21 protein-coding genes are annotated in these 26,726 nt (G+C 68.8%); 12 read left to right on the forward strand and 9 right to left on the reverse strand.

Annotated features, from left to right (window positions below):
* Positions 1-6 precede the first annotated feature (6 nt).
* Positions 7-1,470, reverse strand: a complete 1,464-nt coding sequence (locus FFS52_RS17095) for a UDP-N-acetylmuramoyl-L-alanyl-D-glutamate--2,6-diaminopimelate ligase (protein WP_238994947.1) — start codon at positions 1,468-1,470, stop codon at positions 7-9.
* Between the two features lie 329 nt (positions 1,471-1,799).
* Here FFS52_RS17095 and FFS52_RS17100 point away from each other — a divergent pair, with 329 nt between their 5' ends.
* The 3 genes from FFS52_RS17100 to katG all read left to right on the forward strand — a co-directional run bounded on the left by FFS52_RS17100 (position 1,800) and on the right by katG (position 5,725).
* Complete coding sequence (locus tag FFS52_RS17100; protein ID WP_137810390.1) at positions 1,800-2,816, forward strand: ferritin-like domain-containing protein; 1,017 nt, start codon at positions 1,800-1,802, stop codon at positions 2,814-2,816.
* A gap of 193 nt (positions 2,817-3,009) precedes the next feature.
* Complete coding sequence (locus tag FFS52_RS17105; RefSeq protein WP_065631428.1) at positions 3,010-3,453, forward strand: Fur family transcriptional regulator; 444 nt, start codon at positions 3,010-3,012, stop codon at positions 3,451-3,453.
* Positions 3,454-3,499: 46 nt separating this feature from the next.
* Complete coding sequence (gene katG, locus FFS52_RS17110) at positions 3,500-5,725, forward strand: catalase/peroxidase HPI (protein WP_137810391.1); 2,226 nt, start codon at positions 3,500-3,502, stop codon at positions 5,723-5,725.
* A 78-nt stretch (positions 5,726-5,803) separates the two neighbouring features.
* Here katG and FFS52_RS17115 read toward each other — a convergent pair whose 3' ends face one another.
* Both FFS52_RS17115 and FFS52_RS17120 read right to left on the reverse strand, forming a co-directional pair.
* Complete coding sequence (locus FFS52_RS17115) at positions 5,804-9,799, reverse strand: AMP-binding protein (protein WP_343213009.1); 3,996 nt, start codon at positions 9,797-9,799, stop codon at positions 5,804-5,806.
* Between the two features lie 401 nt (positions 9,800-10,200).
* Positions 10,201-11,301, reverse strand: coding sequence for an alpha/beta hydrolase family protein (locus FFS52_RS17120; RefSeq protein WP_137810392.1), 1,101 nt, complete (start codon positions 11,299-11,301; stop codon positions 10,201-10,203).
* Between the two features lie 164 nt (positions 11,302-11,465).
* On the opposite strand from FFS52_RS17120, the gene FFS52_RS17125 reads away from it, so the two are divergent.
* Positions 11,466-11,942: a cupin domain-containing protein gene (locus FFS52_RS17125; protein ID WP_137810393.1), complete on the forward strand. Its 477-nt coding sequence runs from the start codon at positions 11,466-11,468 to the stop codon at positions 11,940-11,942.
* Positions 11,943-12,147: 205 nt separating this feature from the next.
* Here FFS52_RS17125 and FFS52_RS17130 read toward each other — a convergent pair whose 3' ends face one another.
* From FFS52_RS17130 to FFS52_RS17140, 3 genes are read right to left on the reverse strand one after another with little or no spacing between them, the layout of a single operon-like run.
* A complete protein-coding gene (locus FFS52_RS17130) occupies positions 12,148-13,470 on the reverse strand; it encodes an amidohydrolase family protein (protein WP_137810394.1) in 1,323 nt (440 codons plus the stop codon).
* On the reverse strand, positions 13,467-14,432 hold the full coding sequence (locus FFS52_RS17135) for a PDR/VanB family oxidoreductase (protein ID WP_137810395.1): 966 nt from the start codon (positions 14,430-14,432) through the stop codon (positions 13,467-13,469). Before FFS52_RS17135 ends, FFS52_RS17130 begins: the two co-directional genes overlap by 4 nt.
* Before the next feature lie 17 nt (positions 14,433-14,449).
* Positions 14,450-15,109 (reverse strand): XRE family transcriptional regulator, encoded by a 660-nt coding sequence (locus FFS52_RS17140; RefSeq protein ID WP_058249777.1) that lies wholly within the window; start codon positions 15,107-15,109, stop codon positions 14,450-14,452.
* Between the two features lie 212 nt (positions 15,110-15,321).
* Between FFS52_RS17140 and FFS52_RS17145 the strand changes: the two genes are divergently transcribed.
* The 8 genes from FFS52_RS17145 to FFS52_RS17180 all read left to right on the forward strand — a co-directional run bounded on the left by FFS52_RS17145 (position 15,322) and on the right by FFS52_RS17180 (position 23,791).
* Positions 15,322-16,653, forward strand: coding sequence for an amidohydrolase family protein (locus tag FFS52_RS17145; protein WP_137810396.1), 1,332 nt, complete (start codon positions 15,322-15,324; stop codon positions 16,651-16,653).
* The gene (locus FFS52_RS17150; RefSeq protein ID WP_004019156.1) at positions 16,653-17,423 is read left to right on the forward strand and encodes an ABC transporter ATP-binding protein; all 771 of its coding nucleotides are present in this window, start codon (positions 16,653-16,655) and stop codon (positions 17,421-17,423) included. The genes FFS52_RS17145 and FFS52_RS17150 overlap by 1 nt, the downstream gene beginning before the upstream one ends.
* Positions 17,420-18,325: an ABC transporter permease gene (locus FFS52_RS17155; protein WP_137810397.1), complete on the forward strand. Its 906-nt coding sequence runs from the start codon at positions 17,420-17,422 to the stop codon at positions 18,323-18,325. The genes FFS52_RS17150 and FFS52_RS17155 overlap by 4 nt, the downstream gene beginning before the upstream one ends.
* A gap of 142 nt (positions 18,326-18,467) precedes the next feature.
* On the forward strand, positions 18,468-19,646 hold the full coding sequence (locus FFS52_RS17160; protein WP_078112715.1) for a nitrate ABC transporter substrate-binding protein: 1,179 nt from the start codon (positions 18,468-18,470) through the stop codon (positions 19,644-19,646).
* Entirely contained in the window at positions 19,643-20,974 is a 1,332-nt protein-coding gene (locus FFS52_RS17165; RefSeq protein WP_058249772.1) for an FAD-binding oxidoreductase, read from the forward strand. The genes FFS52_RS17160 and FFS52_RS17165 overlap by 4 nt, the downstream gene beginning before the upstream one ends.
* A gap of 5 nt (positions 20,975-20,979) precedes the next feature.
* Positions 20,980-21,771 carry a creatininase family protein gene (locus tag FFS52_RS17170; protein ID WP_226514084.1) on the forward strand — a complete coding sequence of 264 codons (792 nt, stop codon included), beginning with the start codon at positions 20,980-20,982 and terminating at the stop codon, positions 21,769-21,771.
* Positions 21,768-22,379: a pyridoxamine 5'-phosphate oxidase family protein gene (locus tag FFS52_RS17175; RefSeq protein WP_137810398.1), complete on the forward strand. Its 612-nt coding sequence runs from the start codon at positions 21,768-21,770 to the stop codon at positions 22,377-22,379. The genes FFS52_RS17170 and FFS52_RS17175 overlap by 4 nt, the downstream gene beginning before the upstream one ends.
* Complete coding sequence (locus FFS52_RS17180; protein WP_137810399.1) at positions 22,376-23,791, forward strand: amidohydrolase family protein; 1,416 nt, start codon at positions 22,376-22,378, stop codon at positions 23,789-23,791. The genes FFS52_RS17175 and FFS52_RS17180 overlap by 4 nt, the downstream gene beginning before the upstream one ends.
* On the opposite strand, the gene FFS52_RS17185 is transcribed toward FFS52_RS17180, so the two are convergent.
* From FFS52_RS17185 to FFS52_RS17195, 3 genes are all read right to left on the reverse strand, one after another.
* Positions 23,743-24,237 (reverse strand): NAD(P)H-dependent oxidoreductase, encoded by a 495-nt coding sequence (locus tag FFS52_RS17185; RefSeq protein ID WP_137810400.1) that lies wholly within the window; start codon positions 24,235-24,237, stop codon positions 23,743-23,745. The two genes, FFS52_RS17180 and FFS52_RS17185, sit on opposite strands and share 49 nt — an antisense overlap.
* Before the next feature lie 27 nt (positions 24,238-24,264).
* Positions 24,265-25,047 (reverse strand): MFS transporter, encoded by a 783-nt coding sequence (locus FFS52_RS17190; RefSeq protein ID WP_137810401.1) that lies wholly within the window; start codon positions 25,045-25,047, stop codon positions 24,265-24,267.
* Positions 25,048-25,343: 296 nt separating this feature from the next.
* Positions 25,344-26,588, reverse strand: coding sequence for an HNH endonuclease signature motif containing protein (locus tag FFS52_RS17195; RefSeq protein ID WP_137810402.1), 1,245 nt, complete (start codon positions 26,586-26,588; stop codon positions 25,344-25,346).
* Between the last annotated feature and the right edge of the window lie 138 nt (positions 26,589-26,726).

The raw sequence follows: 26,726 nt of genomic DNA on the forward strand, positions 1-26,726 counted from the left end.
GCCCGTTCAGCTCGACGTGTCGAGGATCGCGCGCCGTAACTGGGTGTGATCGTCGAAGAACGACGTCTCGGGCCCGTACCTGCGGAAGGTGTCGCTGCCCCGGCCGGTGACCACGACCACGTCGCGGTCACCGGCTATGGACGTGGCCGTCGAGAATGCGCGCCGCCGGTCGGGTTCCTCGATGACGACCGCCGACGCCTCCCGGTGCGCGCCGCGCAGCACACTGGCCCTGATCTCGCCGGGGTCCTCGTCCTCGGGGCTCTCGTCGGTGACGATCACGACGTCCGCGTAACGCGCCGCGACCTGTCCCAGTGGTTCTCGTTTCCCTGGATCGCGTCCACCGGTTGCCCCGACCACGACGATGAGCCGACCGTCCTCCGTCAACGACCTCAGGTAGGGGAACATCGCGTGTTGTCCCGCCGTGTTGTGCATGTAGTCCACGATCGCGCGATACGGCTGTCCGGCATGCACGGGTTCGCACCGTCCGGCGATGCCGGTCACCGAGGAGACGCCCTCGGCCGCAGCGGCGAGGTCGACGCCGTCTGCCACCACGGCGGTGAGCGCCAGTAGAGCGTTGCCGACCTGGTGAGGCCCCAGCAGCTGCAGCCCGACCCGGGATCGCCCGTGTGGCGTGTGGACGGTGAACTCGGCGCCGAGACGCCCGGCCCGGATATCGGTGGCGACGACGTCGGCGTTTGTGCGCCGAGTCGAGCACGTCCAGGTCTCCGTCGTGGCCCCGGCCGCCAGACGCGCACCCCAGTGGTCGTCGATGTCGACCACCGCGATCTGCGTCCGCTCCGGTGTGAACATCGCGGCCTTGGTCGCGAAGTAGCCCTCCATCGACTCGTGGTAGTCGAGGTGGTCGTCGGACAAGTTGGTGAACGCCATCACGCGGAACGCGGTGCCGTCGACCCTCCCCTGATCGATCGCATGCGAGGAGACCTCCATCGCGCAGCAGGTGACGCCGTGGCGTCGGAATGTCGCCAGGGTCCGCTGCAGCATGGGCGCCTCCGGCGTCGTGCGGGCGGGCACGACGTCGTACCCGGGGCCCCGGATCCGCGCACCGGAGATGAGCCCGCCCGCCTCCCCGGTCGCCGCGAGGGCGGCATCGACGAAGTGGGTCGTGCTGGTCTTGCCGTTCGTGCCGGTGACACCGAAGATCCGCAGATCACGTGACGGTTCACCGTGAAACCACGAGGTCAGCGGCCCCATGATGCGGCGAGGTTCGTCGACGACCAGAGAAGGCAGGACCGACGACGGGCGGTCGCTGATCACCAGGACGGCACCGGCCGCGGCCACGTCCCGCTCGAAGTCGAGTCCGTGCCAGCGGCGGCCCGGGATGGCCAGGTACGCGTCCCCGGGACGGATCGTGCGGGAATCGTCGTCGATGTCGCGGACCAGCGTCGACCCGGCTGTGAGGTCGCCGAGGATGGCGGTGTCGAGGTGGTCGGCGATCTGCGCGACCGTCACTCCGGATCCCAGGTCGGGGTCCGCCTGGCGAACACTCCGCTCCGGGTCCATCGCCGCGAGGTACCCGTGACGAGGGCGAATCCAAACCTCGACGTACGGTCCGGCCGGCCCGACGCAGGCCCGATACCACACAAATCTCGGCAAACGGTCATAGCGCACGCCCGCATCGGCCGCTGTGACGCGGCTCACAATCTGTAGAACCCGCTGTGGCTCAACGTGTTCGAGTCGGCGCGACTGGTTGATTCGCACCGGGGTGTTACATCTGCCCTCGTCGTGGCAACACTCGGGGTGTAGCCGATCCAACCCGTTCAAGAGGGGAGCAAGAACCGATGACCGTTTCCACCACCACCGTTCACCAGCAACTTCGCGCGATCCTCGCGTTGACGCACACCGAGATCCAGATCGCCGAGACCCGGCAGGCCCAGGCCCGTACCGATGCGATCCGCAAGGAACTGGCCCAGAACGCCGAGAACGCCCGCGAGCGCGCACTCACCATCGAGACCGCCCTGCGTGACCGCGGCGGACTCGTCGACGTCGTCCGGCCGGTCCTCGGCCGTGTCGGTGCCGTCGCCAAGACGTTGGCCGAGCAGACCCAACCGCTCGACGAGGCCCTGCTCGACGACCTCGCACTGGAGCAGCGGCTCGTGGCACGCGCCACGTACCTGAAGGCACTGGCCACCGGTCAGGATGACCAATCACTCGTCGGCTTGGCCGACAAGCTCATCGACGCCCACACGGCGACCGTCCACTGGCTCACGACGGTTCTCGCCGAAGAGGCTCTCGGCGGCCCGGCCGCCCTGCGTCGCGGCCCGTCGCAGTGGGCGAGCGGCCTCGCCGCGCGCGCCTTGACCGCCCCGGCGCTCGGCGCATCGTGGGCGATCGACCGCACCGCCGAGTTCGCCCGCCAGCTCCCCGACCCCGTGGAGACCCTGCGCAGCCGGTTCGGACGAGCAGTCGACGACGCGACCGAGACCGCCTCGCGAGCCGGTGACGCCGTCAGCAACGCCGGTGCCGCGGTCTCGAAGACCGTGGCCGCCGGCCGTGACGCCGCCCTCGAGGCAGTCGAGGACAGTGCTCGCGACAGCGGTGCCGAGGGTGCCGCCGACGCGCTCCACCAGCTCCGCGAGATCACCGGAACCGTTGAGGCGGAAGACCTCCCGATCGAGGGCTACGTCGATCTCAACGTCACCGACGCGGTGGCCGCGGTCAAGGAGTTGACCAAGCCGGCCGACCTGCGGGTCACCCTCGCCTACGAGGAGGCACACAAGAACCGCCAGCGCGTGGTCTCCGCGGTCGAGATCCGCTTCGCCGAGATCGCCAAGGACCTGGTCGGCATCGACAGCTGATCTGCCGAACCGACCGACCCCGACGGCCGCCATCGACCTGATGGCGGCCGTCGGCCTGTCGGAAGCATCTGCAGATGTCGCGAAACGTGGCGCCAGACGCAACGACACACGACAACTGGCGTCGGCCCCACCCACCTCTGCACGAATTTGGATCAGATCCAGAAAAACCGTGCGAAGTGGCGGTCACGCCCCTATGGTGGGGGACGTGGCATCGACATCGGACCATGCCCAGCAACTCCGGGCCGCAGATCTTCGTGTCACCCAGCCTCGGGTGACGGTGATGGCCGCCGTCGACAAGCACCCGCATGCCGACACGGACACCATCTATCACGCGGTACGCGAAACCCTGCCCACCGTCTCACGTCAGGCCGTCTACGATGTGCTGCACGCCCTGACCGAGCGCGGGCTCATCCGCCGCATCCAACCCTCGGGTTCGGTGTCGCGCTACGAGTTTCGCACCGGAGACAATCACCACCACGTCGTCTGCCGCGCCTGCGGTGTCATCGCCGACGTGGATTGTGCAATCGGGGAAGCCCCATGCCTGACCCCCTCGGAAGACCACGGTTTCGCAATCGACGAGGCCGAGGTCATCTTCTGGGGCCTGTGCCCCGATTGCCTCAGCAAGGCCCCGACCTGATCACCTCCCGTGATCGCAGCCTGTCAGTCCCCTCGAAAGGAATGTCGTGACCTCCGACAGCCGCCCGCCCAACTCCGACGCCGACACCGCAAGTGCCAGCGAGAGCGAGAACCCGGCGATCCCCTCGCCGAAGCCGAAAGCGCATGCGCCGCTGACCAACAAGGACTGGTGGCCCGAGCAGATCGACCTCTCGATCCTGCACGCCCATTCCTCGCTGTCCAACCCGCTCGGCGAGGACTTCGACTACGCAACGGAATTCGAGAAGCTCGACGTCGAGGCCCTGAAGGCCGACCTGGTCTCGCTGATGACCACGTCCCAGGACTGGTGGCCCGCCGACTACGGCCACTACGGTGGCCTGTTCATTCGCATGAGCTGGCACGCCGCCGGTACCTACCGCATCTTCGACGGCCGCGGCGGCGGCGGTCAGGGTGCACAGCGGTTCGCCCCGCTGAACAGCTGGCCGGACAACGCCAACCTGGACAAGGCCCGTCGTCTGCTCTGGCCCATCAAGCAGAAGTACGGCACCAAGCTGTCCTGGGCCGACCTGCTGGTGTTCGCCGGCAACGTCGCACTGGAGTCCATGGGCTTCAAGACCTCCGGCTTCGGCTTCGGCCGCGAGGACATCTGGGAGCCCGAGGAGGTGTTCTGGGGCCCGGAGGACGCCTGGCTCGGCACCGACAAGCGCTACTCCGGCGAACGTGAGCTCGCCCAGCCCCTCGGCGCCACCACGATGGGTCTCATCTACGTCAATCCCGAAGGCCCCGAAGGCAAGCCGGACCCGATCGCCGCCGCCGAGGACATCCGCGAGACCTTCGGTCGCATGGCGATGAACGATGAGGAGACCGCGGCACTCATCATCGGCGGCCACAGCTTCGGCAAGACCCACGGCGCCGGCGACGCCGACCTGATCGGACCCGAGCCCGAGGGCGCCCCGATCGAACAGCAGGGCCTGGGCTGGAAGTCGGGCTACGGCAAGGGCAAGGCCGAGGACACGATCACCAGTGGTCTCGAGGTCGTCTGGACCTCCACCCCGACCCAGTGGGGCAACGGATTTCTCCAGAACCTCTACGGTTACGAATGGGAGCTCACCAAGAGCCCCGCGGGGGCCTGGCAGTACGTCGCGAAAGACGGTGCGGGAGCAGGCACGATCCCCGATCCGTTCGGCGGTCCCGGTCGCGCGCCCACCATGCTGGTGACCGACGTCGCCCTGCGCGAGTCCCCCATCTACGCCGACATCACCCGTCGGTGGCTCGACCATCCCGAGGAGCTCGCCGAGGCCTTCGCCAAGGCGTGGTACAAGCTGCTGCACCGCGACATGGGTCCGGTCAGCCGTTACCTCGGCCCGTGGGTTCCCGAGCCGCAGATCTGGCAGGACCCGGTTCCCGCGGTCGATCACGAACTGATCGACGCCGACGACATCACCTCTCTCAAGGGCACGTTGCTCGACGCGCTGTCCCCGACGCAGCTCATCAAGACGGCCTGGGCGTCGGCGGCCAGCTTCCGCAGCACCGACAAGCGGGGCGGTGCCAACGGCGCCCGCATCCGTCTCGAGCCGCAGAAGAACTGGGAGATCAACGAGCCCGGCGAGCTCGCCAAGGTGCTGCCGGTACTCGAGCAGGTCCAGAAGGACTTCAACGACTCGGCATCGGGCGGCAAGAAGGTCTCGCTCGCCGACATCATCATCCTCGGCGGTGCGGCGGCGATCGAGAAGGCCGCCGAGGCAGCCGGTTTCCCGGTCACCGTGCCGTTCACACCCGGCCGTACGGACGCCTCGCAGGAGAGCACCGACGTCGACTCGTTCGAGGTCCTCGAACCGCGCGCCGACGGGTTCCGCAACTTCAGCAAGGACGGCGAGAAGACTCCGCTGGAGTCGCTGCTCCTCGACCGTGCCTACATGCTGGACCTCACCGCGCCGGAGCTGACCGTCCTCGTCGGTGGTCTCCGCGTGCTCGACACCAATTACGGTGGCAGCAAGCACGGCGTGTTCACCGACCGGCCCGGCGTCCTGTCGACGGACTTCTTCCGCAACATCATCGACATGAACACCGAGTGGAAGAGCGGTTCCGACGAGAACGTCTACGAGGGAACCGACCGCGCCACCGGCGAGAAGAAGTGGACGGCAACGGCTGCCGACCTCGTGTTCGGCTCGCACTCGCAGCTGCGCGCACTCTCCGAGGTCTACGCGCAGGACGACTCGGCGGAGCGCTTCGTCAACGACTTCGTCAAGGCGTGGGTGAAGGTCTCGAACAACGATCGGTTCGATCTGGCCTGATCCGTCATCTCACGATCGAGAACACCCCGTGGGCACCTCGCCCGCGGGGTGTTCTGCTCTGCCGGTGAGGTTCTCGAATCACCGTTCCCGCAGGCACGCGACGACCTCGGCGAGCACCTGCTCGACCCGGGGGCCCGTGAGCGCGGAGGCCGCGCCGGTCACCAGGACCTGCAGCTCCCCCTGTGCGGTCGGCGAGCCCTCGATCTGCAGCATCCATCGCGTGGTCCGCGGTGGGAACACGTACAGGTGACCGCCCACGCTCGGCCGGGTGATCGTCGGGGTCCAGCCGAGCAGCACCGGCACCGGGAAGAGGCGCCCGTCGACGGCCGGTCGGCCCAGTACGTCCAGCACGTCCTCCATCGGTCCGGTCGCCGCGGCGATGCACCGACGGGTGCGCTCGACCGAGCCGCGGACGTCCTCGCGGGCGTCGAGCGGTGTGACCGCAGCGACGACGAAGTCGCCCACGGTGTCCTCGGCACCCGCCGGTCGCGTCGACGCCGCGGTGGCCGCCATCACCCGGTCTTGTCCGGTCAGTCGCGCGAGCGCCTCCGACACCGATCTCCCGAATGCCTCGAACGGGGTCATGCCCTGCTCGGACGCACCGGCACGGAACCGTGCGTAGACGTCGGCGTCGACGAGAGCCCGGCGACGAACCGCCGTGGACTGCGCGCAGGAGACGGGGTCCAACCCGTCCAGGGTGAAGGACCCCGCGGGCGACTCACCGAGCAGTTGGTGCCACGACCGGCCGTCCATGTCGTCGTCAGTGCGTGGTGCGTGCGGCGAGATGGGTTGCACCGCAGGGACATCCACTCCGCGGGCGAGCAGGTCCGCCTCCCGGGCCAGCGTTCCGAGCGAGTGCCCGTCGACCGCGATGTGATGGAACACCGCGACCGCGGCCATCACACCGCCGTCGGCATCCGCCAGGATCCGCACGCAGAACGGCGGCGCGGTCCGGACATCGAGCGACTCCGACATCTGTTCGGCGTGTGCGCGTAGGCTCTCGCGTCCCGGGTTCGGGTCTGGGTCCGAAACCACCTGCACGGCAACATCGACCGCTGCGTCAGCGCCGCCGGCCAGCGCCCGCTGGACCGGCCCGGCGGGGGTGTCCGGATAGCTCGACCGCAGGGCGGGGTGCCGATCGGCCAACGCGCGGAGCAATTCTCGCAATTCGGGAGCGGTGGGCCGCCCGGTCTCGGGTGGAACCCATCCGACGCGGACCAGCTGCCCGTGCGGGTGTCCCGGTGCGCGTTCGACCGTCCGTTCTGCGGACGTGAGCGGACGATCGTCGTCCGGTGCGGCCGGTCGCCGTACGGTGTCGTCCGGGCGGACCGGCTCGACCATCCGCTCGGCCAGCGTCTCCAGGTCGGGCGCGGTGAGCACGTCGTCGGGCCCGATCTCGGAATGTCCTGCCGCGATCAGCGATCCGACGACCCGCATGACCGCCAGGGAGTCGCCGCCCTGCTCGAGGAAGCCGGCGAACAGATCGACCTCATCAGTGCCCAGCGCCTCGCCCACGACCCGAACCAGCAGGGTCTCGTGCGAGCCGACGGGTCCGCGCACCGACCGGCGACCGGGGAGCGGGTGGTCCACCAGCTTTCCGACGTCGAGCTTGCCGTTGCCGGTGCGGGGTAGCGCGTCGATGCCGATGATGAGCGCGGGCACCATGTACGACGGCAGGACACCGGCGACCGCGCGACGCAGCCCGGGTGCGTCGACATCCGTTCCGGTTCGCTGCGGCACGACGAATGACACCAGAGCGGTACGGCCCGACGGCAACTCGCGCAGAATCGTCGCGGAACTCCGCACGTCGGTGCATCGTCCGAGCGCAGCGTCGATCTCAGCGAGTTCGATTCGCAAGCCCCGCAGGGTGATCTGTCCGTCGCGGCGTCCGAGCAGTCGGATCTCACCGGCCTCGGTCCACTGGGCCAGGTCGCCGGTCCGGTACATCACCTCCTCGGCCGAGAACGTGCTCTGCACGAAGGCCTCCGCAGTGGACGCTGAATCGTCGAGATAGCCGTCGGCCAATTGCGGTCCCGCACAGTGGAGCGTGCCGATCGCCCCGGGAGGTTGTGGCCGGCCGAGGCGGTCCAGGACCGCCTCGTCGACTCCGACCATCGGCGGGCCCACGGTGATCGCCTCGCCCGGCAGCAGCGGAGCGGAGATGTTGATGCTGCACCGGGCTTCGGTGGGTCCGTACGCATTCCGCAGCCGGACGCGACCCGACCAGCGGTCGACCACCCGCGGCGACGGCGGTTCGCCACCGATGATCACCTGCACCAGATCCTCGGCCAGATCCAGGGGCAGGGTGTCGAGGACCGACGGCGTGACGATGAGGTGACTGACGCGATGCCGTCGGATCAGCTGTGCCAGAGCATCACCGCCGGGTGCCGACCTCGGCGCGACGACAACTGTCGCCCCGCCGACCACCCCGCACAGCATCTCGACGATCCCGGTGTCGAAGGTCGGGGACGACGCGTGCAGGATGCGTGACCCGGGTGCTAGAGCGTACGTCTGTCGGATCTCCGCGATCAGGGCGGGCAGGCCGCGGTGGGGCATGATCACGCCTTTGGGCGTTCCGGTGGAACCCGACGTGAACAGCAGGTAGGCGGCATCGTCGGGCCCGCGTTCCAAACCCGGCCACCGATCGGGGATCGGGGAGCCGGGGTCGTCGTGCTCGAGGTCGAGCCACCGGATCGAGCCCGGGTGTGGGGCGCCCGGCACGCACAATCCGACCTTGGCGCCGGAGCGATCGAGCAGATCCCTCGTTCTCGCGTCCGGTGCGAACGGATCGCCGACCGGCACCCATACGCCGCCCGCACACAGCACCGACCAGAACGCGACAACGGAGGCCGCCGACCGCTCGATGGACACCGCCACGCGGTCGCCCGCACCGACCCCGGCCTCCAGGAGCAACCGGGTCCCGCGAACGACCCGGCGCGCGAACTCGCGTCGGGACACCGACACCTCACCGTCGATGATCGCGATGGCCGCCGGGTCCGCCGAACGGTGGTCCTCCAGGTGGCTCACGGTCGGCGTGAAAGGCGGTGCCGGTGGTCCGCTCCGGCACCGAAACCGCTCCCACTCCCCGTCGACGAACACCGAATCGTCGGGAACCGTTGGGCCACCGTCCAGTTCGCGCAGCGTGGCGGTGAGGTATCGGTCGAAACGTCGGGCGAGGGTGGCCAGCGCATCGGTGTCGACGACGGCGTCCGGGGCTTCCCAGGTCACCGCCCGGCGACCGTTCTGATCGGCGGGGTGCAGGGTCACCGCGACGTCGGAGATCGGTCCGGTCCGCATCACCTCGAGTCCCCAGTGCAAGCCGTCGACAGCGGGCGGCCCGAAACCCGGCAAGAGGTTGACCACCGCACCGAAGCCGTTGAGCCCGTGCTGGTTCCGCAGCATGTCCTCGCGAGGGTAGCGCTGATGGCGCAGTGCCTCGATCAGGGCCGACGACACCGCGGAGAGGGCCTGCCCGGCGTCGCGGTCGCCGATTCCGTCGAGGCGCAGGGGCACGACGTTCGAGACAGGCTGCACCGCCCGGAGACGTGCCGCCGAGGTACGTGCCGCGACCGGGAGACTCAATCCCACGTCCGGGGCGTCGAGGAGCCGGGCGCACAGGCCCGCGAACGCGGTGACGAACTCGGCCGACGATGCGGTGCGCGGACTTCTCAGGGTTTCGGTGACGCGCGTGATCGACGACGTGAAATGCGGGATGGAACCGGCCAGCAGGGACGGCGCGAGGCCGTCGAGTCGTCGGGCCCAGTGTTGTTCGTCGGCCCCTCGGCGTCGCGAGCCGCGGTACCTCTCCTCTTCGGCCTCGAGTTCGGGGTCGTCGGCGAGGGGCATCTCGTCCGGTCGCGCAGTACCCGCGTAGACAGCGGCGATGTGCGCCATGACCCGCAGGACGCCGGCGCCGTCGGTGAGCACGTGATGCACCCGCACGATCCACCGGTGGGAGTCGGGAGCGAGGACGTGCAGTTCGCTGCGGAACAACGGCAGTCCGAGATCGGCGCCTGCGGGGTCGTCGAGGAAACGCTGCGCAGCGCCTCGCTCTCGGCAGCCGGGTCGGCACACGCGGACAGGTCCACGCACTCCACCGGGTCCAGTCCGGAACCGGCTGGTTGCAGGGGGTGCGGATGACCGTCGGCCGGCGACCGATTCGGGCTCAGACGCACGTCGTACCAGCCGACGTGGTCGAGCACGGCACCGGCCGTGCGATGCAGTCGTTCGGCGTCGAGCCGGCCGCTCAGGGTCAGGCCGAACGCGACGACATGCGAGACCTCGGGATGCAGCAGTTGCGAGAGCCACAGGCCGCGCCGGGTCACGGTCATCGCGGATCGCCCCCTGGGCCTCGTCGGGTGGAGCCGTGCCCGGAGATCACGCCCCGACCGTAGGTGCGTCGAGTTGAACGGACGCTGAAATGCGAGGTCCGGCGGTCGACGACGACCGCCGTCCGCGGTGCATCTCCCGCGGCGTCACGCCCCGAGCGCGCGGGCGAACATCGGCCAGGACTCATGCATCTGGTCCTCCCAGTACCCCCAGGAATGCGTACCGGTCGCCGGGAGCCGGACGACGGCCGGGATGCGCAGCGCGGCGAGGCGGTTTGTCATCGTCACCGTGCACGAGCGTGCGGTCGCTTCGGCGAATCCGCCGGCCGCGACCTGTTCGGCGAGCTCCCCCACGTTGCCGGCGATCCGCCGGTCGGACAGATTGTCGTGCGCACCGGGCAATCCGGTCGCCGCACTGATCCACAGGGCGGGGGTGCGACGCCCGAACTTGTAGGCGTTGATCACCGGATCCTGGGCTGCCCACTGCGGGTCCCCGGGCGGACCGTACATGTTGCTGGCGTCGGCGAGTCCGGGGACGAACACCACGTTGCGCAACAGCAACTGCCCGGTGGGCGACGCGGTGTCGGCGCATCCCGAGTAGGAGCCCACCGCCCGGTAGAACCCCGGGTGGTTCTCGGCGATCCGCAGCACCGCCGTACCCGCCATCGAGATCCCCGCGACACCGCGCGAGCGTCCCGGGCCGGATCGTCCCCCGTGCGCGTTCTCGAAGGCGGCGGGCAGCTCCGAGGTCAGAAAGGTCTCCCACCGCAGGGGCCGCGACGTCTTCACGCCGAACCGGAAGTTCGCGGCCGGGTCGACGCGGCGCCAGTCGGCGTAGTAGCTCGCGGCACCGCCGATCGGGGTCACGGTCCACACGTTCTTGTTGGCATAGAACGCGTTGGCGTCGGTGGCGTGCGTCCAGTCGTCGTTGTCCTCGCCGCCGGACGATCCACTGAGCAGGTACATCACCGGTGCGGCCTGATTCCGGTTCGCGGGCGTCTGGACCAGCGACGGGACCTGGGTCTGCATCGACCGTGACCACACCGACACCACGAGATTGCGGGGCGACACCCAGGTCTCCCGGTATGGCGCGCCGGCCGTCGCCTTGGCGTATCGGACACCGGTGAGGGTGTCCGCCGACGCAGATCCCGCGGAGGGCACGAGCACACCCGCCACGCCCATCACCATGGACAGGACGGCAACGCCGACGCCGACGCCGACGACCAGGACATTCGGCAAGCGAGACATCGGCGGCTCCTCGAGTTCGTGCCGAATCATCACCGACCCGGTCCCGTCATCGTATGCACACCGCTCTGTACTCAGGACCGTTCGGGTCAATCGTCCAGGACTGTCGCACAACAGAATCGGACGAATCGGGTATGAGGTGCGTCGGCCCGACGTACGGTCGGACGATGACACCACTCCTGCGCACCGCCGTCGCGACGCTCGCCGCCGCGGCCGCTCTCCTGACGCCGCTCGCGATGTCGTCGGGGACGGCGAATTCCACGCCTTCGTCCGGAGTCTCGGCGGTCAGCCTGGCCAAGGCGGATATCCCGGCCGACCTCCTACCATTCGTGCCCGACGGCGTACACGTGGAGGTTCGGGAGATCACCATCGCCCCCGGCGGCACCACCGGGTGGCACTATCACGACGGCCCGCTCTACGGACTGGTCCGGCAGGGCACCCTCACCCACCCCGGCTCCGACTGCAAGCCGGTGGTGTACCGGACCGGCGAGATCATCGCCGAACCCGGGGGCAAGGCGAACACCCACGAGGGAACCAATCTCGGGACCAGCCCGGTCGTGCTGATCGTCCTGTACCTGATGCCGCTGAACAAGCCGCTGTCCCAGGACGCACCCGCACCGCCGTGTGCGACGGCCACTTCCTGACGGCGGGCGAGCCCGCCCCTGCTTGCTGATCCGAAAGAAGCGACCCCATTGCTCCCTGAGGAGTGAGGAGCGATAGCGACGAGCCACGAAGGGCCTGGTGAGACACGTTGCGAAGCCCTTCGTGGCTCGCTTCGCTCGCACCTCAGGGAGCAGAGGGAGGCCGTCGCTGCACCCAACGGACCAGCGGTTCTGTGGTTCACTCGGATCAGGGAGCAGAACGCTGCCGCCAGTCGAGCAGTGTCCCGAGGTCGGCTGCGAGCGAACGTGAATCAGCGGTCACGAGTTCTCCGTCGCGTACCACCCACCGGCCTGCGACCATGACGTCGCGGGGTCGCCGGCCCGGGCCGGCCCACAGCAGGCCGTCGACCGGGTCGGTGACCCCGGCGTCGAAGACGTCCGAGCAGTCCCACACGCAGAGGTCGGCGGCGGCACCGGGCCGGAGGTGCCCCAGCTCGCTGCGGCCGAGACCTGCCGCCGAACCCTCGGACGCCATCGCGAGAACCTCTCGGGCCGTGACGGGTTCGCCGATCAATCCCGAGACCTGAACGGCCAGGCGGGCATCGGCGAGCAGGTGCCCGGCGTCGTTGCTCCCGCCGCCGCTGGTGCCGAGTCCCACCCGCACACCCGCGGACACGAGCGCCGCAACCCGCGCGACGCCCCATCCCATCGGCACGTCGCACCCGGGCGCGTGGGTCGCAGACGCTCCCGATCGCGCGACCAGAGCCACTTCGTCGTCGGTGATCTCGCACAGATGCGCCAGCGTGACGTCGTCGGCGAGCCAACCCCACTCGTCGAGCAACTCGAGGGGGCGCCGCCCATATCGTTCCGCGGCGACCTGCACATCGACCTGCTCGTTCGCCTGCGTACGACGACGCAGGCCGAGTCGAGATGCGACCTCGCCGAGCGTCGCGAAGGTCTCCGGCCCGTCGCTGTGCACGCCGGACGGGCCGACGGCCAGCTGCAGCATCCCGTCCGCGCTCGTGCCGGTTGCCCCCGCACCCAGATGCGTTCGGTGGATGTCCTCGACCGATGCGGCTGCGGCTTGCGGGTCGTCGCGAGCAGTGCCCCGGACGAAGACCAATCGCGCACCGACCCGTGCGGCGGCATCGATGGTCCCGCCGGCCAACGCGACCGGGTCCTGACCACCGGGCCAGGTCAGATGATGGTCAGCGACCGTAGTGACACCGCACAGCAGGGACTCCGCGAGCCCGGCAGCCGCTGCCGCGGCGACGAGCTCGGGGTCGACACCGACCGATGAATAACGTTGCGCCATCAGGCCGAGCCACTGCGGCATCGGTACCGACCGGCTCTCCGGACGCGACCGGAACGCGGTCTGCAGCAGATGGTGGTGCGCGTTCACGAGACCGGGCGTGACGACGCACCCCGAGACGTCGACGACCTCGTCCGCGGCGGCCCGGCCGCCGACCGCGGCCCCGATCCGCCCGTCGTCGACCACGACCGGATCGCGCGTGACCATCGACGCGTCACGTAGGACCGCCACCGCGCCGGTGAGCACCGTGACGGTCACAGCTCGAGCACCAGACGACCGCTCGTACACCGCGACACGCAGATCATCATCGATTCGTTCTCGGACCGCTCCTCCGGCGACAGGATCGAGTCGCGGTGGTCCACCTCGCCGCTGACCACCCCCGTCTCACAGGTTCCGCAGACACCTTCGCGGCACGACGACGGCGCCACCACCCCACGTCCGTCCAGGACGTCGAGGATGGTGCGATCCTGCGGCACCGTCACCGTCACGCCCGAGAAGGCAAGGGAGAGTTCGAACTCCGCGTCAGCCGCGGACTGCGTCGTCGTGGCCGTGAACTTCTCGGCGAACGAATCCACGGCCGGTTGCGGCTCACACACTTGCGCAACGGCTTCCAGCATCGACGGCGGTCCGCAGGTGTACACGGCGGTGCCGCGGGCGAGCCCGGCCAGGACGCCACCGAGATCCAGGCGGCCCGAGTGGGCCGACTCGTGAATCGTGACCAGTCCGGGGTACCTGGATTCGATCTCGTCGACGAAGGCCATCTCCGCCCGGGACCGTCCGACGTAGACGAGCCGCCACGGCCGCCCGGTACGGCGGACCTCGTCGACGAGGGCGAGGACGGGGGTGATGCCGATACCACCGGCCACGAACACATAACCGAGTGCACGTGTCAGCGCGAAGTGATTGCGCGGCGGGCTGATCCACACCTCGCCGCCCACCTGGATGTCGTCGTGCACGGAGTCCGAACCGCCCCGGCTGTCGATCCGCCGCTCGACGGCGATCCGGTACGTACTCGTGTCGTCAGGGGAGGAACACAACGAGTACTGCCTGACCGGGCCGGCCGGTGTGTGCAGATCGACGTGCGATCCAGCGGTCCACGACGGCAGCGCGGCGACACCGACCGGCGCGAGGACGAATTCGTCCACCCGACGGGCGAGCCGGCGCCGTGACACCACGCGGACACGCAGTCCATCTCGAAGGTCGTTCGCTGACACAGACATCGGAGATCTCCTAGGTATTACGATCTCCGCCGGGATTCCCAGCCACGGGAACCACCCCCACCGTCGCGGATCTCCGACACCTGCGTTGACGCCTGGACAACGACGAGCCGAGCGGCCTCGGAACCGGTGAGCCGCCACCGGTGGGGAATGCCGCCAGCGTAGTAAAGGCTGTCGCCTCTTCGCAATTCGAGGAGACTTCCGTCGCCGAGGTCGACCTCGACCTCGCCGTCGACGACATGCAACCACTCGTCCTGCTCGTGCTGGAAGTACTCGCCGTAGTCCCGCCGGTTCAACAACTGCTCCTGGGGGAAGAACGCGGCGTCTCCTCGAACGAGCAACCGGGCGTATCCGGCGTTGTCGCCGGCCTGCGGAAGGATCGCGCCCTCGCCGGCACGCACCAGTTGCGTCCCGACGGGTGCCGGAGACGGCGCCCCCGCCACGTGCGCAGGGTCCGCGGCCAGCATCAGACTGACCTGGGTGGTGTCCAGCGCCCTGGCGATCCGTTCCAGGGTCGTCATGCTCGGACGCGCGTATCCGCGCTCGAGCTGCGACAAGAACGGATGCGAGATACCGGCCTGCGCAGCCAGATTCGTCAACGTGAGGCCATGCTGCTTACGTCGTCGGCGGATCTCGGCACCCAGCGACACCTGCGCGACGTCCGGCTCGTCGAGCGCCATGTGGCTCACACCCTTCCTGCAGAACCGATGGTTACACGCCCGCAGCGCTGGTTAACGTCGTGGCAACAGCGCATTCCTATATTCGGACGTGTTGACGTGATCAACAAGTATCACGAACCGCCCCAACCCCGCCGACCCCAGCCACAGCGGGACCACCGACCCAGTCGTGCACCGTCGCAAGCCATTTCGATGTTCTCGAGGAAGTGTCATCAATGCCGACTCAGCAGACAGCGCCCGTGCCGGGCATCACCGGTTCACTGGCCGACGGGTCAGTGGTCGATGTCGAGCTGTCCGCCGACGCCGACGGTATCCACCGCGTCCGCGCCGTCTCACCGTTCTCTCCCGATGCCCCGCATCCCGCCGAATGGTTGGATCTCCGCGACCACCTGCTGCTCCCACCCGCCGCCGAACCCCATGCCCACCTGGACAAGGCCCTGTCGTGGCCGGAGTTGTCACCGCCGAGCGGCGACCTCAACGCCGCGATCGCCTCCTGGCGGGCCGGCAGTGTCTCCCTCGATGAGCAGTCCTTCCGGACGCGCGCTCTCCGGGCGACCTCGTCCATGCTGCGCAACGGCATCACCGCGGTGCGCACCCACGCCGACGTGCTCTCGCACGACGACCCACTGCGAGCCGTCCGCGTGCTCACCGAGGTCCGAGAGCACCTGCGCGGACTGATGGACATCCAGGTCGCGGTCCTGGCGAGCCCACTCACGCCCACCGCGCACATCGAGGCCGCGCTCGACGCCGGCGTCGACCTCGTCGGCGGGGCCCCGCACATCGCCGACGACCCGCTCGCCGAGCTCACGAGACTGCTCGACATCGCCGAAGCGCGCGGTATCGGCGCCGACCTGCACGTCGATGAATTCCTCGACGGCGACCACCTGACCATCGAGGCCTTCGCCGACCGCGTCGCCGACTGGCCCGACGACCGGATACGCACGGCCGGCCACTGTTGCCGCCTCGACACCCTGGCCGCCGACGATCTGCAACGGGTCGCGCGGGCGCTCGCCCGGGCCCGTGTCTCGGTCGTCGCACTGCCGGTGACGAACCTGTACCTCCAGGGCCGATCCGGACCGTCCGCGGGGCGACGAGGCATCACGCCGATCGACGTGCTGCGCGACCACGGCGTCCGCGTCGCCGGCGGTGCGGACAACATCCGCGACCCGTTCAACCCCGTGGGCCGGGCCGACCCCCTCGAGACCGCCGCCCTGCTGATCACCGCGGCGCATCAGAACCCGGACACCGCAACGGATCTGGTCACCTCCGAGGCACGTGCCGTGCTCGGACTGGAGCCCGCGGGCCCCGTCGTCGGAGCCCGCGCCGACCTCGTCGCCATCCGCGGCGCCGATCTCGCCGAGGTCATCGCCACCGCGCCGGCCGACCGGGTCGTGATCGTGAACGGAGCCCCGGTCGCACGCACCGAGTCCACGACCTGGACGGCGTTCCCGGTCGCGTTCACGTCCCCGGCAGCAGCATCGCCGGCCGAAATGTCCTCAACCGCAGCATCACCGCTGGGCCTGTCCCCCGTCGGCATGGAGAGATGATGAGTTCACCAGCAACGACCCCCAGACCGGCACTCGGTCACCCGCTCGTCGGCTTCGAACACGTGGAGCTCACCTATCCGGACGGCACCCACGCCCTCCGCGACGTGAACCTCACCGTGCGCGAGGGCGAGTTCGTCAGCGTCGTGGGCCCATCGGGTTGCGGCAAGTCGACCCTCCTGCGGTTGTCGTCGGGACTGGAGACGATCACCGACGGTTACCTGCAGAGCGGTGCCGAACGGATCGGTTACGTGTTCCAGGACGCCACCCTGCTCCCGTGGCGGACCGTGGCCGACAACGTCGCACTGCTGGGCGAGCTCGATGGTGCACCGAAAGCCGAACGGCGCGAGCGGGTTCGCGCGGCTCTGGAAACCGTCGGGCTGACCGGGTTCGACAAGCACCTGCCGCACATGCTGTCCGGCGGCATGCGGATGCGGGTGTCGCTGGCCCGCTCGCTGACGCTCGATCCCGACCTGTTCCTGTTCGACGAACCGTTCGCCGCACTCGACGAACTGACCCGCGAACGGCTCGGTACCGACCTGACCGAGCTGTTCGCCGTCAAACGCTTTGCCGGCCTGTTCATCACCCACTCGGTCGCCGAGGCGGCGTTCCTGTCCACTCGTGTCCTGGTGATGTCGGGACGCCCGGGAACCATCGTCGACGAGATCGAGGTCCCCTTCGACTATCCCCGGTCGCCCGATCTGCGTTTCGAGCCGGAGTTCGGCGCGATCGCCGGCCGGATCTCCCGCGCACTCCGAGAGGCACATTCATGAGCGCCCCCGATACCGGCACCGAGACCGCCCCGGGCGTGCGGGCCCCGAAAACCGGCAAGGGCGGTACACCCGACCCTGGGTCCACCACCGAGCTCGCCGTGGCCGCGCGCACGGGTCGACGGGGCCGTTCCCGATCGAAGATGGTCGGAGTGGCCGCACCGCTCGTCGTGCTGGCGCTGGTCATCGGCGCGTGGTACCTCGTCAGCTACGCGGTGCTCGATCCCGGCCGTCGATTCCTGATGCCGCCCCCGCACCAGGTCGTCACCGACGGACTGCTGGGCGACTCCGCCCAGGCGATGTGGGAGGCCCTGAGCCGCACGGCCACTGTCGCGTTGACCGGCCTGGCGATCGCCGCGATCATCGGCATCACGTGGGCGGTGATCATGTCGCAGTCACGGCTGATGGAGAACGCCCTCTTCCCGTATGCCGTGGTCCTGCAGTGCGTCCCGATCCTGGCGCTCGTCCCCCTGGTCGGATTCTGGTTCGGATTCGGCTTCAGTGCACGGGTTTTCGTGTGTGTACTGATCTCGCTGTTCCCGATCGTCTCCAACACCCTGTTCGGCCTGCGATCGGTCGACCGGCAGATGCGGGATCTCTTCGCCCTGCACCACCCGAGCCGCGTCACCATCCTGCGCAAGCTGGAGTTCCCCGCCGCCATGCCGGCCATCTTCGCCGGTCTCCGCATCTCGGCGGGCCTGTCGGTGGTCGGCGCCATCGTGGGCGACTTCTTCTTCAAGCAGGGCAATCCCGGCATCGGCATCCTCATCGACAACTATCGGTCGCGACTGCAAGCCGAGGAACTGTTCGCCTCGATCGTGCTCGCCTCTCTTCTCGGCGTAGCCGTCTTCTGGTTCTTCGGCTGGCTGGGCAACCGCATCGTCGGACGCTGGTACCAGAACTGACCTGATCTTCTCTCGCCGGGTGGTTTCGGCTCCTCGCTGCGCTCGGTGCCGGCTCAACCAGCGGGTGGGTCCCCTGTCGTCGACACCCCTTGATCCTCCATTCAACTTCCGGAATCTCTCAGCCCGAAAAGGAACTCATCTCATGAACACACCCGTCTGGCGTCGCCTGTCCAAGACCACCGGTGTCGCCGTCGTCGCCGCCGCCCTCGCCTTCACCGCCGCATGCAGTTCCGGGGAGAGCACCGAATCCTCCGGTTACACGGGGGCGGTCGGCCCGGTCGACCTGAGCGCCAACTGTCCCGACAAGGTCGTCATCCAGACCGACTGGAACCCGGAGGCCGAACACGGCCACCTCTACCAACTCCTCGGCCCCGACCCCACGATCAATGCCGGCAACAAGCGCGTCGTCGGTCCGCTCTTCGACCGCGGCGAATACACCGGCGTCGACATCGAGATCCGGGCCGGCGGACCCGCCATCGGCTTCCAGTCGGTGACCTCACAGATGTACTCCGACCCGGAGATCCTCCTCGGCTACGTCGACACCGATCAGGCCATCCAGAACTCGAAGGACAACCCGACGACGGCGGTCATGGCACCGCTCGACATCAGTCCGCAGATGATCATGTGGGATCCCGCCACCTACCCGCAGGTCCAGGGGATCGCCGACCTCAAGGCGGCGAACGCACGCGTCCTGTACTTCGAGGGGGCCACCTACATGGACTACCTGACCGGGTCGGGCGTCCTCTCCCCCGCGCAGGTCGACGGCAGCTACGACGGGTCGCCGGCCAACTTCGTCTCCGACGGCGGCAAGACCGCCCAGCAGGGGTTCGCCAGCTCCGAGCCGCAGGTCTACCAGGAAGAGGTCGAGGGCTGGCAGAAGCCGGTGAAGTACCAGCTGATCCACGACGTCGGCTTCCCGTCCTACAAGTCGTCGGTGGCGGTTCGCTCGGACGCACTGGAGGAGAACGCCGCCTGCCTCGAGCAGCTGGTGCCGGTGTTGCAGCGCGGTTCGGTCGATTACCTGGCGTCGCCACAGGCGGCCGACGCGGTCATCCTCGACGCCGTCGAGCAGTACGACACGGGGTGGGTGTACTCCCAGCGGAACGCCGACTACGCGCGGGAGACGATGGCCGACCTCAACCTGGTGAGCAACGGCACCGACACGACGATCGGCAACTTCGACACCGCGCGCGTCGCCCGGGTGATGGAGGTGACCGGGCCGATCTTCACCGAGCAGGGCACGCCCGCAGCCGACGGCCTGACGCCCGAGGCGATCGCGACCAACCGCTTCATCGACACCTCGGTGGGCCTGCCGTCATGACCGCTCCGGTGGTCGCGGTCGGTACCGACGAGGGACGCCCCGACTTCGGCCCCGAGGACGTCGATGCGCTGGCCGACGACCTGCTCGCGATCGTCGGCCCGCGTGGCATCAGCTCACTTCCCCGCGCGCTCGAACGCGCGGCCCGCGACGGCTCGGGGATGAGTCCGATCCTGTCGGCGCAGGATCTCGGCCGACCCGATCTCGTGTGCTACCCACGCACGGCCGACGCGGTGCCCCACATCGTCCGCGCGGCGGTCGCCCGCGGCGTACCGATCACCACGCGCGGCAAGGGAACCGGGAACTACGGCCAGGTCATCCCGCGCTTCGGCGGACTCGTCCTCGACATGACGTCGCTGACCGCGATCGGGGACGTCACCGACCGTTCGGTCACCGCCCAGGCGGGCGCGCGGATGATCAACCTGGAACAGACCGCATGGTCGCACGGCAGCCAGCTGTGGATGTACCCGTCGACCGTCCAGTCGACGCTCGGCGGGTTCCTGGCGGGAGGTTCGGCCGGTACCGGCACGATCGTGCACGGCCGCAACCATCAGGGGTTCGTCGACGCACTGGATGTCGTCCATGCGACCGGCGAGGCCGAGGTGGTCCATCTCGAGGGCGACGACGCAACCCCGTTCGTGCACACCTACGGGGTCGCCGGCATCATCGTCGGCGCCACCGTCCGGGTGGAGCCGCTGCAGGAATGGCGCTGCGTGTACGCGAGTTTCGGCTCCACACGCGAGGCGTTCGACGCGGCGCTCCGACTGGCGGCGGTCGAACCGAAGCCGCGTCTGCTGTCCGCGGACGGCCCCGTCATCACGGGGGCGCTGCCCGACGACCCCGCGCTCGTCCGCGGTCGCGCCAGCGTGCGCGGGATCATCGACGCCCGGGCATTGGCGGAGACCACCGACCTGGTCGTCGCCGCCGGCGGCCGCGTCGAAGCGGTCCGCGAGGGCATCGCCGAGACGGTCAAGCTGTCGACGCTGTCCTACAACCACCCGACGTGGTGGTTACAGAAGTCGCAGCCGGACAGGTGGTTCCACATGGAGGTACGCGGGGACGCACTCGTCACCCGGCTCGAGGAGGTGGAGAAGGTGTACGAGGGCGGCATGCTGCATCTCGAGGTCGGCCACGAGATGATGTTCGGGATGCTCAACGGGATCTACCGCAGTCCGCAGCAGGTCATCGACGGCGTCGCCGCACTCGAGGATCTCGGGGTCGGCGTCCACTCCCCGCACCAGTGGTACGTCGATCTCGATGCCGAGCGCGTCCGCGCGCTGGCGCACCAGACCGACCCGAAGGGTCTGCTCAATCCCGGAAGGTGGATGTGAACACGGTGACCACCAGGACGACGCGCCCGGCCGCGCATCGGCGTTATGCCGAGCTGACCACCGAACAGATCGGCACCACCCTGTCGCGGGACTCGATTCTCGTACTACCCACGGGCGCAATCGAACCGCACGGCCCGCACCTGCCGTTGGCCACCGATCTCATCGTCGCGGAGTCGGTCGCCGAGGCCGTCGTGGACCGCGGTGCCGCGGCGGGGCACGATGTCTGGCTCCTGCCGGCGCTGGGTTACACCAAATCCGACGAGCACTCGCGGCTCCCGGGCACGATCTGGCTGCGGGCGAGCACCCTGTTCGAGACGATCGTCGACATCGGGGCGTCGCTCGCACAGACCCCGGCGCGTCGTGTGCTGTTCCTCAACGCGCACGGCGGCAACTCCGCACTGATCGAGGTCGCCGCGCGCGAACTCCGACGACGGTTCGACCTGCAGACCTTCTTCTCCTCCGGCCCGGGTCACCCCGGTCCCACCGAGCGCGGACTCGGCATCCACGCGGGCTGGGCGGAGACCTCGATGATGCTGCACCTCCGGCCGGATCTCGTGCACATGGACAAGGCGGTCGCGACGGTGGCGGACGCGGTCGCCGACGCCGGGCACGTCGGTTTCGCCGGCACCGTCCGATTCGGTTGGCTGTCCACCGATTTCGCCGAGTCGGGGGTGATCGGCGACCCCACTGGAGCCGACGCCTCGATCGGCGCGAAGCTTTTCGACGAGCGCGTCGAGGACCTGGTCGCCGCGCTGCCGGAGATCGCCACCTTCGACCCGGGCCGGGTGGGGCGTTGATCACCAGCGGTACCGGGTTCGGAACCGATTGCGCGAGCGCGGATCAGCTCTCGGTCCACCCGATGACGCTGCTGCGGAACTGGCTTCCCCCGTCGGACGAGCCACGGCCGTTGATGGCACTGGCGACGTGCGGCCCCGACGGTTATCCCCGGGTCCGACACGTGCTGGTCACCGAGGCCGACGACACCGCGGTCTACTTCCACACCGACAGCCGGTCGGCCAAGGTGGCCGAACTCGCCGACAACCCCCGGGCCTCGATCGCGATCGCCTGGCCAGCCGTCGGCCGGCAGGTCGTCGCGCACGGTGACGTCCGGCGAGCGTCGGACGACGAACTGTCCGAGGCCTACTCGCGCCGTTCCCGGTACCTGCAACTCCTGGCATGGTTGAACGACGACGACCTCGCCGCAATGCCACCCGAGGAGCGGCGTCGGCGATGGTCCGACTACGACTCGGCCCACCCGCGACTGACCGCACCGCCCACCTGGACCGGGTACGCCGTCGACTTGCGGGAGATCACCTTCTGGCGCGGCGACCCAGACGGGCCGTCGCAGCGAGTACGGTTCAGCAGCAACGAAAATCATTGGACATCGGAGGTTCTACCGGGATGACCGGCACTTACCACAACGCGCTGATCCTGCCGGTCAGCGGCGATAGGCCCTGGTTCTGGGGATGGCTGTCGGTGGGCGAGGACGGCCGGATCTCCGGGATGGGCGAGGGCTCACCGCCGGCCGACGCACCGCTCCCTCGCCACGACCTCGACGGCGCCTTCCTCGCACCCGGTTTCGTCTCGGCACACAGTCACATCTACACCGGCGGGATGCGCGGGGTGGCGCCCAACAGCCCACTCTATGAATGGGTCACGCTGAACAGCACGATGCTACTCGGCGCCGATGCGCAAGACCTGTACTGGATGACGCTGGCCGGCGGGCTCGATCACCTGTCCTCGGGAATCACCTCCGTGTACAACTTCACCCAGTCCCGCGTCCTGGCACTCTTCGACTATGAGGAGTCCGTCCTCAAGGCGGCTCGGGTGCATTCTCCGGAGTTCGTCACCGCCCAGGTGGACGGCCTGGCGGCCACCGGGATCCGATTCGTCACCAGTGTGCGACTCGACGACGAGCAACTCGGCGAGGACGCCGCGTTCGCCGGTTTCGACGAGGTGATGAGCCACCTGGCGACCGTCGACCGCGACCTCGATCTGGGTGGTTCGGTCTACGGCTCGGTGCAGTGGTCGTCGTCGCAGGCGACCGCCGAACGCGAACGGGCACTGATGGACCGGTACGGGATCACCAATCAGGCGCACTTCGTCGAGACTGCCGAGCAGATCGAGATCCAGCAGTCGAAGTTCGACTGGTACGACGCCGCAGGCGTTCTGGGCCCCGGCTTCGCCTTCGGACACTTCGTGCACCCGACCGAGAACATGGTCGCGCGTGTGCGCGACACGGGGTCGGCGGTGGTGTGGCAGCCGATGTCGAACGGTCGGCTCGGTTCCGGCATCGCCGACATCCCCCGTCTGCTCCGGGATTCGGTGACCGTCGGCGTCGGTGTGGACGACCAGTCGTGCACCGACGTGTCGGACCCGTTCGAGAACATGCGCACCGGTTTGTTCCTGCAGCGCGGAAAGCACAGCGACGCCGCGATTCTCACCCCCGTCGACATGCTCGCCCTCCACACGCTCGGGTCGGCGTCGGCGATGGGCGTGGCCGACAAGGTCGGTTCGCTGGAGGTCGGGAAGTTCGCGGACTTCCTCCTCGTCGATCCCCGGTCCCCCCACCTCGGCCCGATCTGGGACCCCGTCGCCACCTACGTGCTCGGTTGCGGACTGCGCAACTTACGCGAGGTCGTGGTGGGTGGCCGCACGATGTGGGACCGCGACGTGGCCGATCCGCGACGCGCACAGGCCGATTCCGAACTCACCGAGCGGATGATCGCGTCAGCGGCGCAGTCGGGGATTCATGCGGTGGTACCGGCTCACCGGGGCCAGGACCGCACGAGCGTCGACGACCAGCGGTCGGTGTAGTCGGCGATCCGTGAATCGGTGGTGTAGGTCGAGTCGATCAGGTACAGACCGGGTGCCGGGCACACCGCTCCGAGCTCCACCAGGACCGGTTTGAGCAGCAGATCGGGTGCCATCGCGTGCGCGGGGCCCGCCCCGAGCATCAGCGGGACGGCGACGACATCGCGCAGGCCCTCGGCCGTGGCGAACTGGTCGAGGAACAGTTTGAGGATGCCGGTATAGGTCGCTTTGAAAGTCGGGCTCGCCACCACGACGAGATCCGACGAGGCGACGACGTCGACCGCGGCCTGGACCGCGGCGTCACCCCATCCGAGCAGACCCGGCCCGAGTTCGATCACGTCGACGACGTGGTCGGGATCGGTCCCGGTCAGTGCCCGCGCCAACTGCCGGGCGGCGTCGAGCGTGCGCGAACCGGGCTTCGGGTTCCCGGCGACAACAGTGGTGGTCATGGTCCGCCTCTCGAGTATCGGTCCCGCCTATCGTGCCGCAGCAGGAGCGGGCACACCCGCCCGTCGCCGCAGTATCGTCACTGCCGCGGTGGTCACGACCAGCGCGACGATCGTCCCGATCGCGACGCCGACGACCGCCGTCGTCTCGCCCTCGGCGGCCACGATGATCCCGACGAGCGCCCAGATCAGCGTGAGCGGGTACGCGACGAGCACCGACCCGACGGCGGCGGTCACGGCGAGGCCGAGCAGGGCGCATGCGAGCAGGATGGTCAGCTGCCATCCCAGGGACTGCGGATCGGCGAGGTCGGCACCGATCGCGGCGGCCCAGTTCTGGAAGACCGCCGCGGTGGCCCAGGCCGCATAGACACCGACGAGGATGCGGGTCAGGACGATGAGCCACCGGGGCGCCGCGTCGTCGGCCGGTCTCGCGGCGATGCGGGCGGCGTCGAGCAGGACCACCGTCATGACCGTCAGCACGATCGGTGTCACCCACGTCCACTCCGCGGCCGACACCAGAATCCAGACCGCCGCGCCGGCGAACGCGACTTCGAGGTCGATGAGCAGACGCCGCGGGTCGTCGGTCCCGGTGGCACCTTTCCACACCACGGCAATGGCGAAGACGATCGACAGCAGGTAGATGAGACTCCAGATCGAGAACGTGTAGCCCGCCGGGGTGATCAACAGATCTGTGGTCGACTCGTTGGGCGAGGCGCCGAAACCGGAGAACGGGACCACGGGCGCGACCACCTGCGCGACCGCCAGGAACACGGCAAGCCAGGTGATCGGACCGGAGATGCGTGTGGGTGTCATGTGATCCAACGTAGGCACCAGTGTCCGGTTTGCGCCGCGAACTCTCTTGAGGTTGCGAGCGAGACACCCCCTCCGCCTAGCGCCCGAAGCTTGCGGCGGGACGTCTCCCCGCTCCTGAGGAGCGGCCTGAGCTTGCGGAGGCGCGGGCCCACTGCTCCCCATGGAGCGTCGGGTATACGCCATTGCTCGTTACAGAATCCCGTTGAGCAGAACGAGTTTCACACTGTGGAGTTGTCAAGGATCGTGTGGCGCCGGGGTCGACGCCGGAGGGTCTGTGGAGTGTTCGCGTGGACTGTCTAGACGAGGGCGTCGTCGAGTCGCATGGTGCGCCGGTTGTAGGCGGGCCGGGGTAGGCGCCGTGGGTCGATGTCGACGGGCGGAATCAGCCAGGGGTGCCGGTCGGGTCCCATCACGACCTGCCAGCCGTGGTGATGGACCTGGGTGTGACAGCGTTGACAAAGCAGGCACCCGTTGTCCAGATCGGTGGGACCACCGTCGGCCCAGTGGACCAGATGGTGAACTTGCGTGTGCGCTGCTGGCGCACCGCATTTCACACAACACCGATCACGGACGATGATCGCCTGCCGCAGATGATGCGGGAACAGTCGTTTCGTGGTGCCCATCCGCAACGGCACCCCTTCGGCGTCGAGGACGATCTCGGCCACCCCGCCATCACACGACAGCCGGCGCGCCGACGATGGCGACACCGCCCCCATCCACGGCAGGCGTGCCGGGTCAGCGCCGTCGGCAGGGATGGTGACCAGGAGTTGGGTGCGGGGTGCGCCGGCGGTGGTCATCGCCGCGCCGATCGCAGCTTGATCCAACAACAGCTCCAGCCCATCGGCGCGGCGCTCGGCCGCACTGCGACGATCCGTCGCGCCGTCGGGTTCGGGACGCGGACAGGACCGTTCGTCGATCATGGACACGAACTTCTCTCCGATCACCGCAGTCACATCTGCGGTGATCGCGACCCGACCCTCGTCGGTGATGCGGGTGTGCACGGTGTTCAGCGACGCATCATCGGCCGCCGGCACAGTGCTGGGGTCGGTGGCGGCGACCCGCATGGCGATCCCGCGGGCATGGTCGTCGATCTGGGCCGGGGTGGCACCGGAGAACGCCTGCGCGAGCAACTCGCTCTCGAACGTTGACCGGTCGTCGTCGGACAACGCTGACGCGGAACGCTTGCGCACCAACGTGATCCCACGGATCACCGCGTCGACACACTCAGCAGACAGATAACCCTCGGCAGCACAGTCGGCGACCTTCGGCACCGACTCCAGCCCGCGAGCGATCCGCACATAGCGGTGCGCGGCCGCGGGCGGCATGCCCATCTCGATCAGTGCGTTCCGTGTGGTCGAGCCCGCCCGCGCTGCGGCACCCGTGGCTTCGAAAAGTGCTGTGTGGACCGTGATCTGGTGATCGAGCACGTTGTGCAACATCCGTAGCTCGTCGAGCCGCTCGTGCAGGGCACGACCACTGCCGTCGTCGGGCGGTGGTTGCAGGACGGTGAGGGTGTCGCGGAGTTCGGTGATCGAGGGCATGACACCAAGCTACTCGCAATCACGTGGCTCTTCTGACGCCAAAGTGGGTGTCTTCTCGCGAGCCTAACGCACGCAACGCCCAGTCTCGCTTAGGTTTTGAGTTGCGAAAACAAAGACCTAAGGGAGTGGGCGTTGCGC

Origin of the sequence: Gordonia sp. ALPHA1B1, from assembly GCF_005502615.1 — a bacterium.
Taxonomy (GTDB): Bacteria; Actinomycetota; Actinomycetes; order Mycobacteriales; family Mycobacteriaceae; genus Gordonia; species Gordonia hongkongensis.

Coding starts and splice junctions, on each gene's coding strand:
- FFS52_RS17145 (WP_137810396.1), top strand. CDS start 15,322: ATGCCGACTCAGCAGACAGCGCCCGTGCCGGGCATCACCGGTTCACTG.
- FFS52_RS17180 (WP_137810399.1), top strand. CDS start 22,376: ATGACCGGCACTTACCACAACGCGCTGATCCTGCCGGTCAGCGGCGAT.
- FFS52_RS17185 (WP_137810400.1), bottom strand. CDS start 24,237: ATGACCACCACTGTTGTCGCCGGGAACCCGAAGCCCGGTTCGCGCACG.
- FFS52_RS17150 (WP_004019156.1), top strand. CDS start 16,653: ATGAGTTCACCAGCAACGACCCCCAGACCGGCACTCGGTCACCCGCTC.
- FFS52_RS17160 (WP_078112715.1), top strand. CDS start 18,468: ATGAACACACCCGTCTGGCGTCGCCTGTCCAAGACCACCGGTGTCGCC.
- FFS52_RS17135 (WP_137810395.1), bottom strand. CDS start 14,432: ATGTCTGTGTCAGCGAACGACCTTCGAGATGGACTGCGTGTCCGCGTG.
- FFS52_RS17120 (WP_137810392.1), bottom strand. CDS start 11,301: ATGTCTCGCTTGCCGAATGTCCTGGTCGTCGGCGTCGGCGTCGGCGTT.
- FFS52_RS17190 (WP_137810401.1), bottom strand. CDS start 25,047: ATGACACCCACACGCATCTCCGGTCCGATCACCTGGCTTGCCGTGTTC.
- FFS52_RS17155 (WP_137810397.1), top strand. CDS start 17,420: ATGAGCGCCCCCGATACCGGCACCGAGACCGCCCCGGGCGTGCGGGCC.
- FFS52_RS17165 (WP_058249772.1), top strand. CDS start 19,643: ATGACCGCTCCGGTGGTCGCGGTCGGTACCGACGAGGGACGCCCCGAC.
- FFS52_RS17195 (WP_137810402.1), bottom strand. CDS start 26,588: ATGCCCTCGATCACCGAACTCCGCGACACCCTCACCGTCCTGCAACCA.
- FFS52_RS17105 (WP_065631428.1), top strand. CDS start 3,010: ATGGTGGGGGACGTGGCATCGACATCGGACCATGCCCAGCAACTCCGG.
- FFS52_RS17140 (WP_058249777.1), bottom strand. CDS start 15,109: ATGGCGCTCGACGAGCCGGACGTCGCGCAGGTGTCGCTGGGTGCCGAG.
- FFS52_RS17125 (WP_137810393.1), top strand. CDS start 11,466: ATGACACCACTCCTGCGCACCGCCGTCGCGACGCTCGCCGCCGCGGCC.
- FFS52_RS17100 (WP_137810390.1), top strand. CDS start 1,800: ATGACCGTTTCCACCACCACCGTTCACCAGCAACTTCGCGCGATCCTC.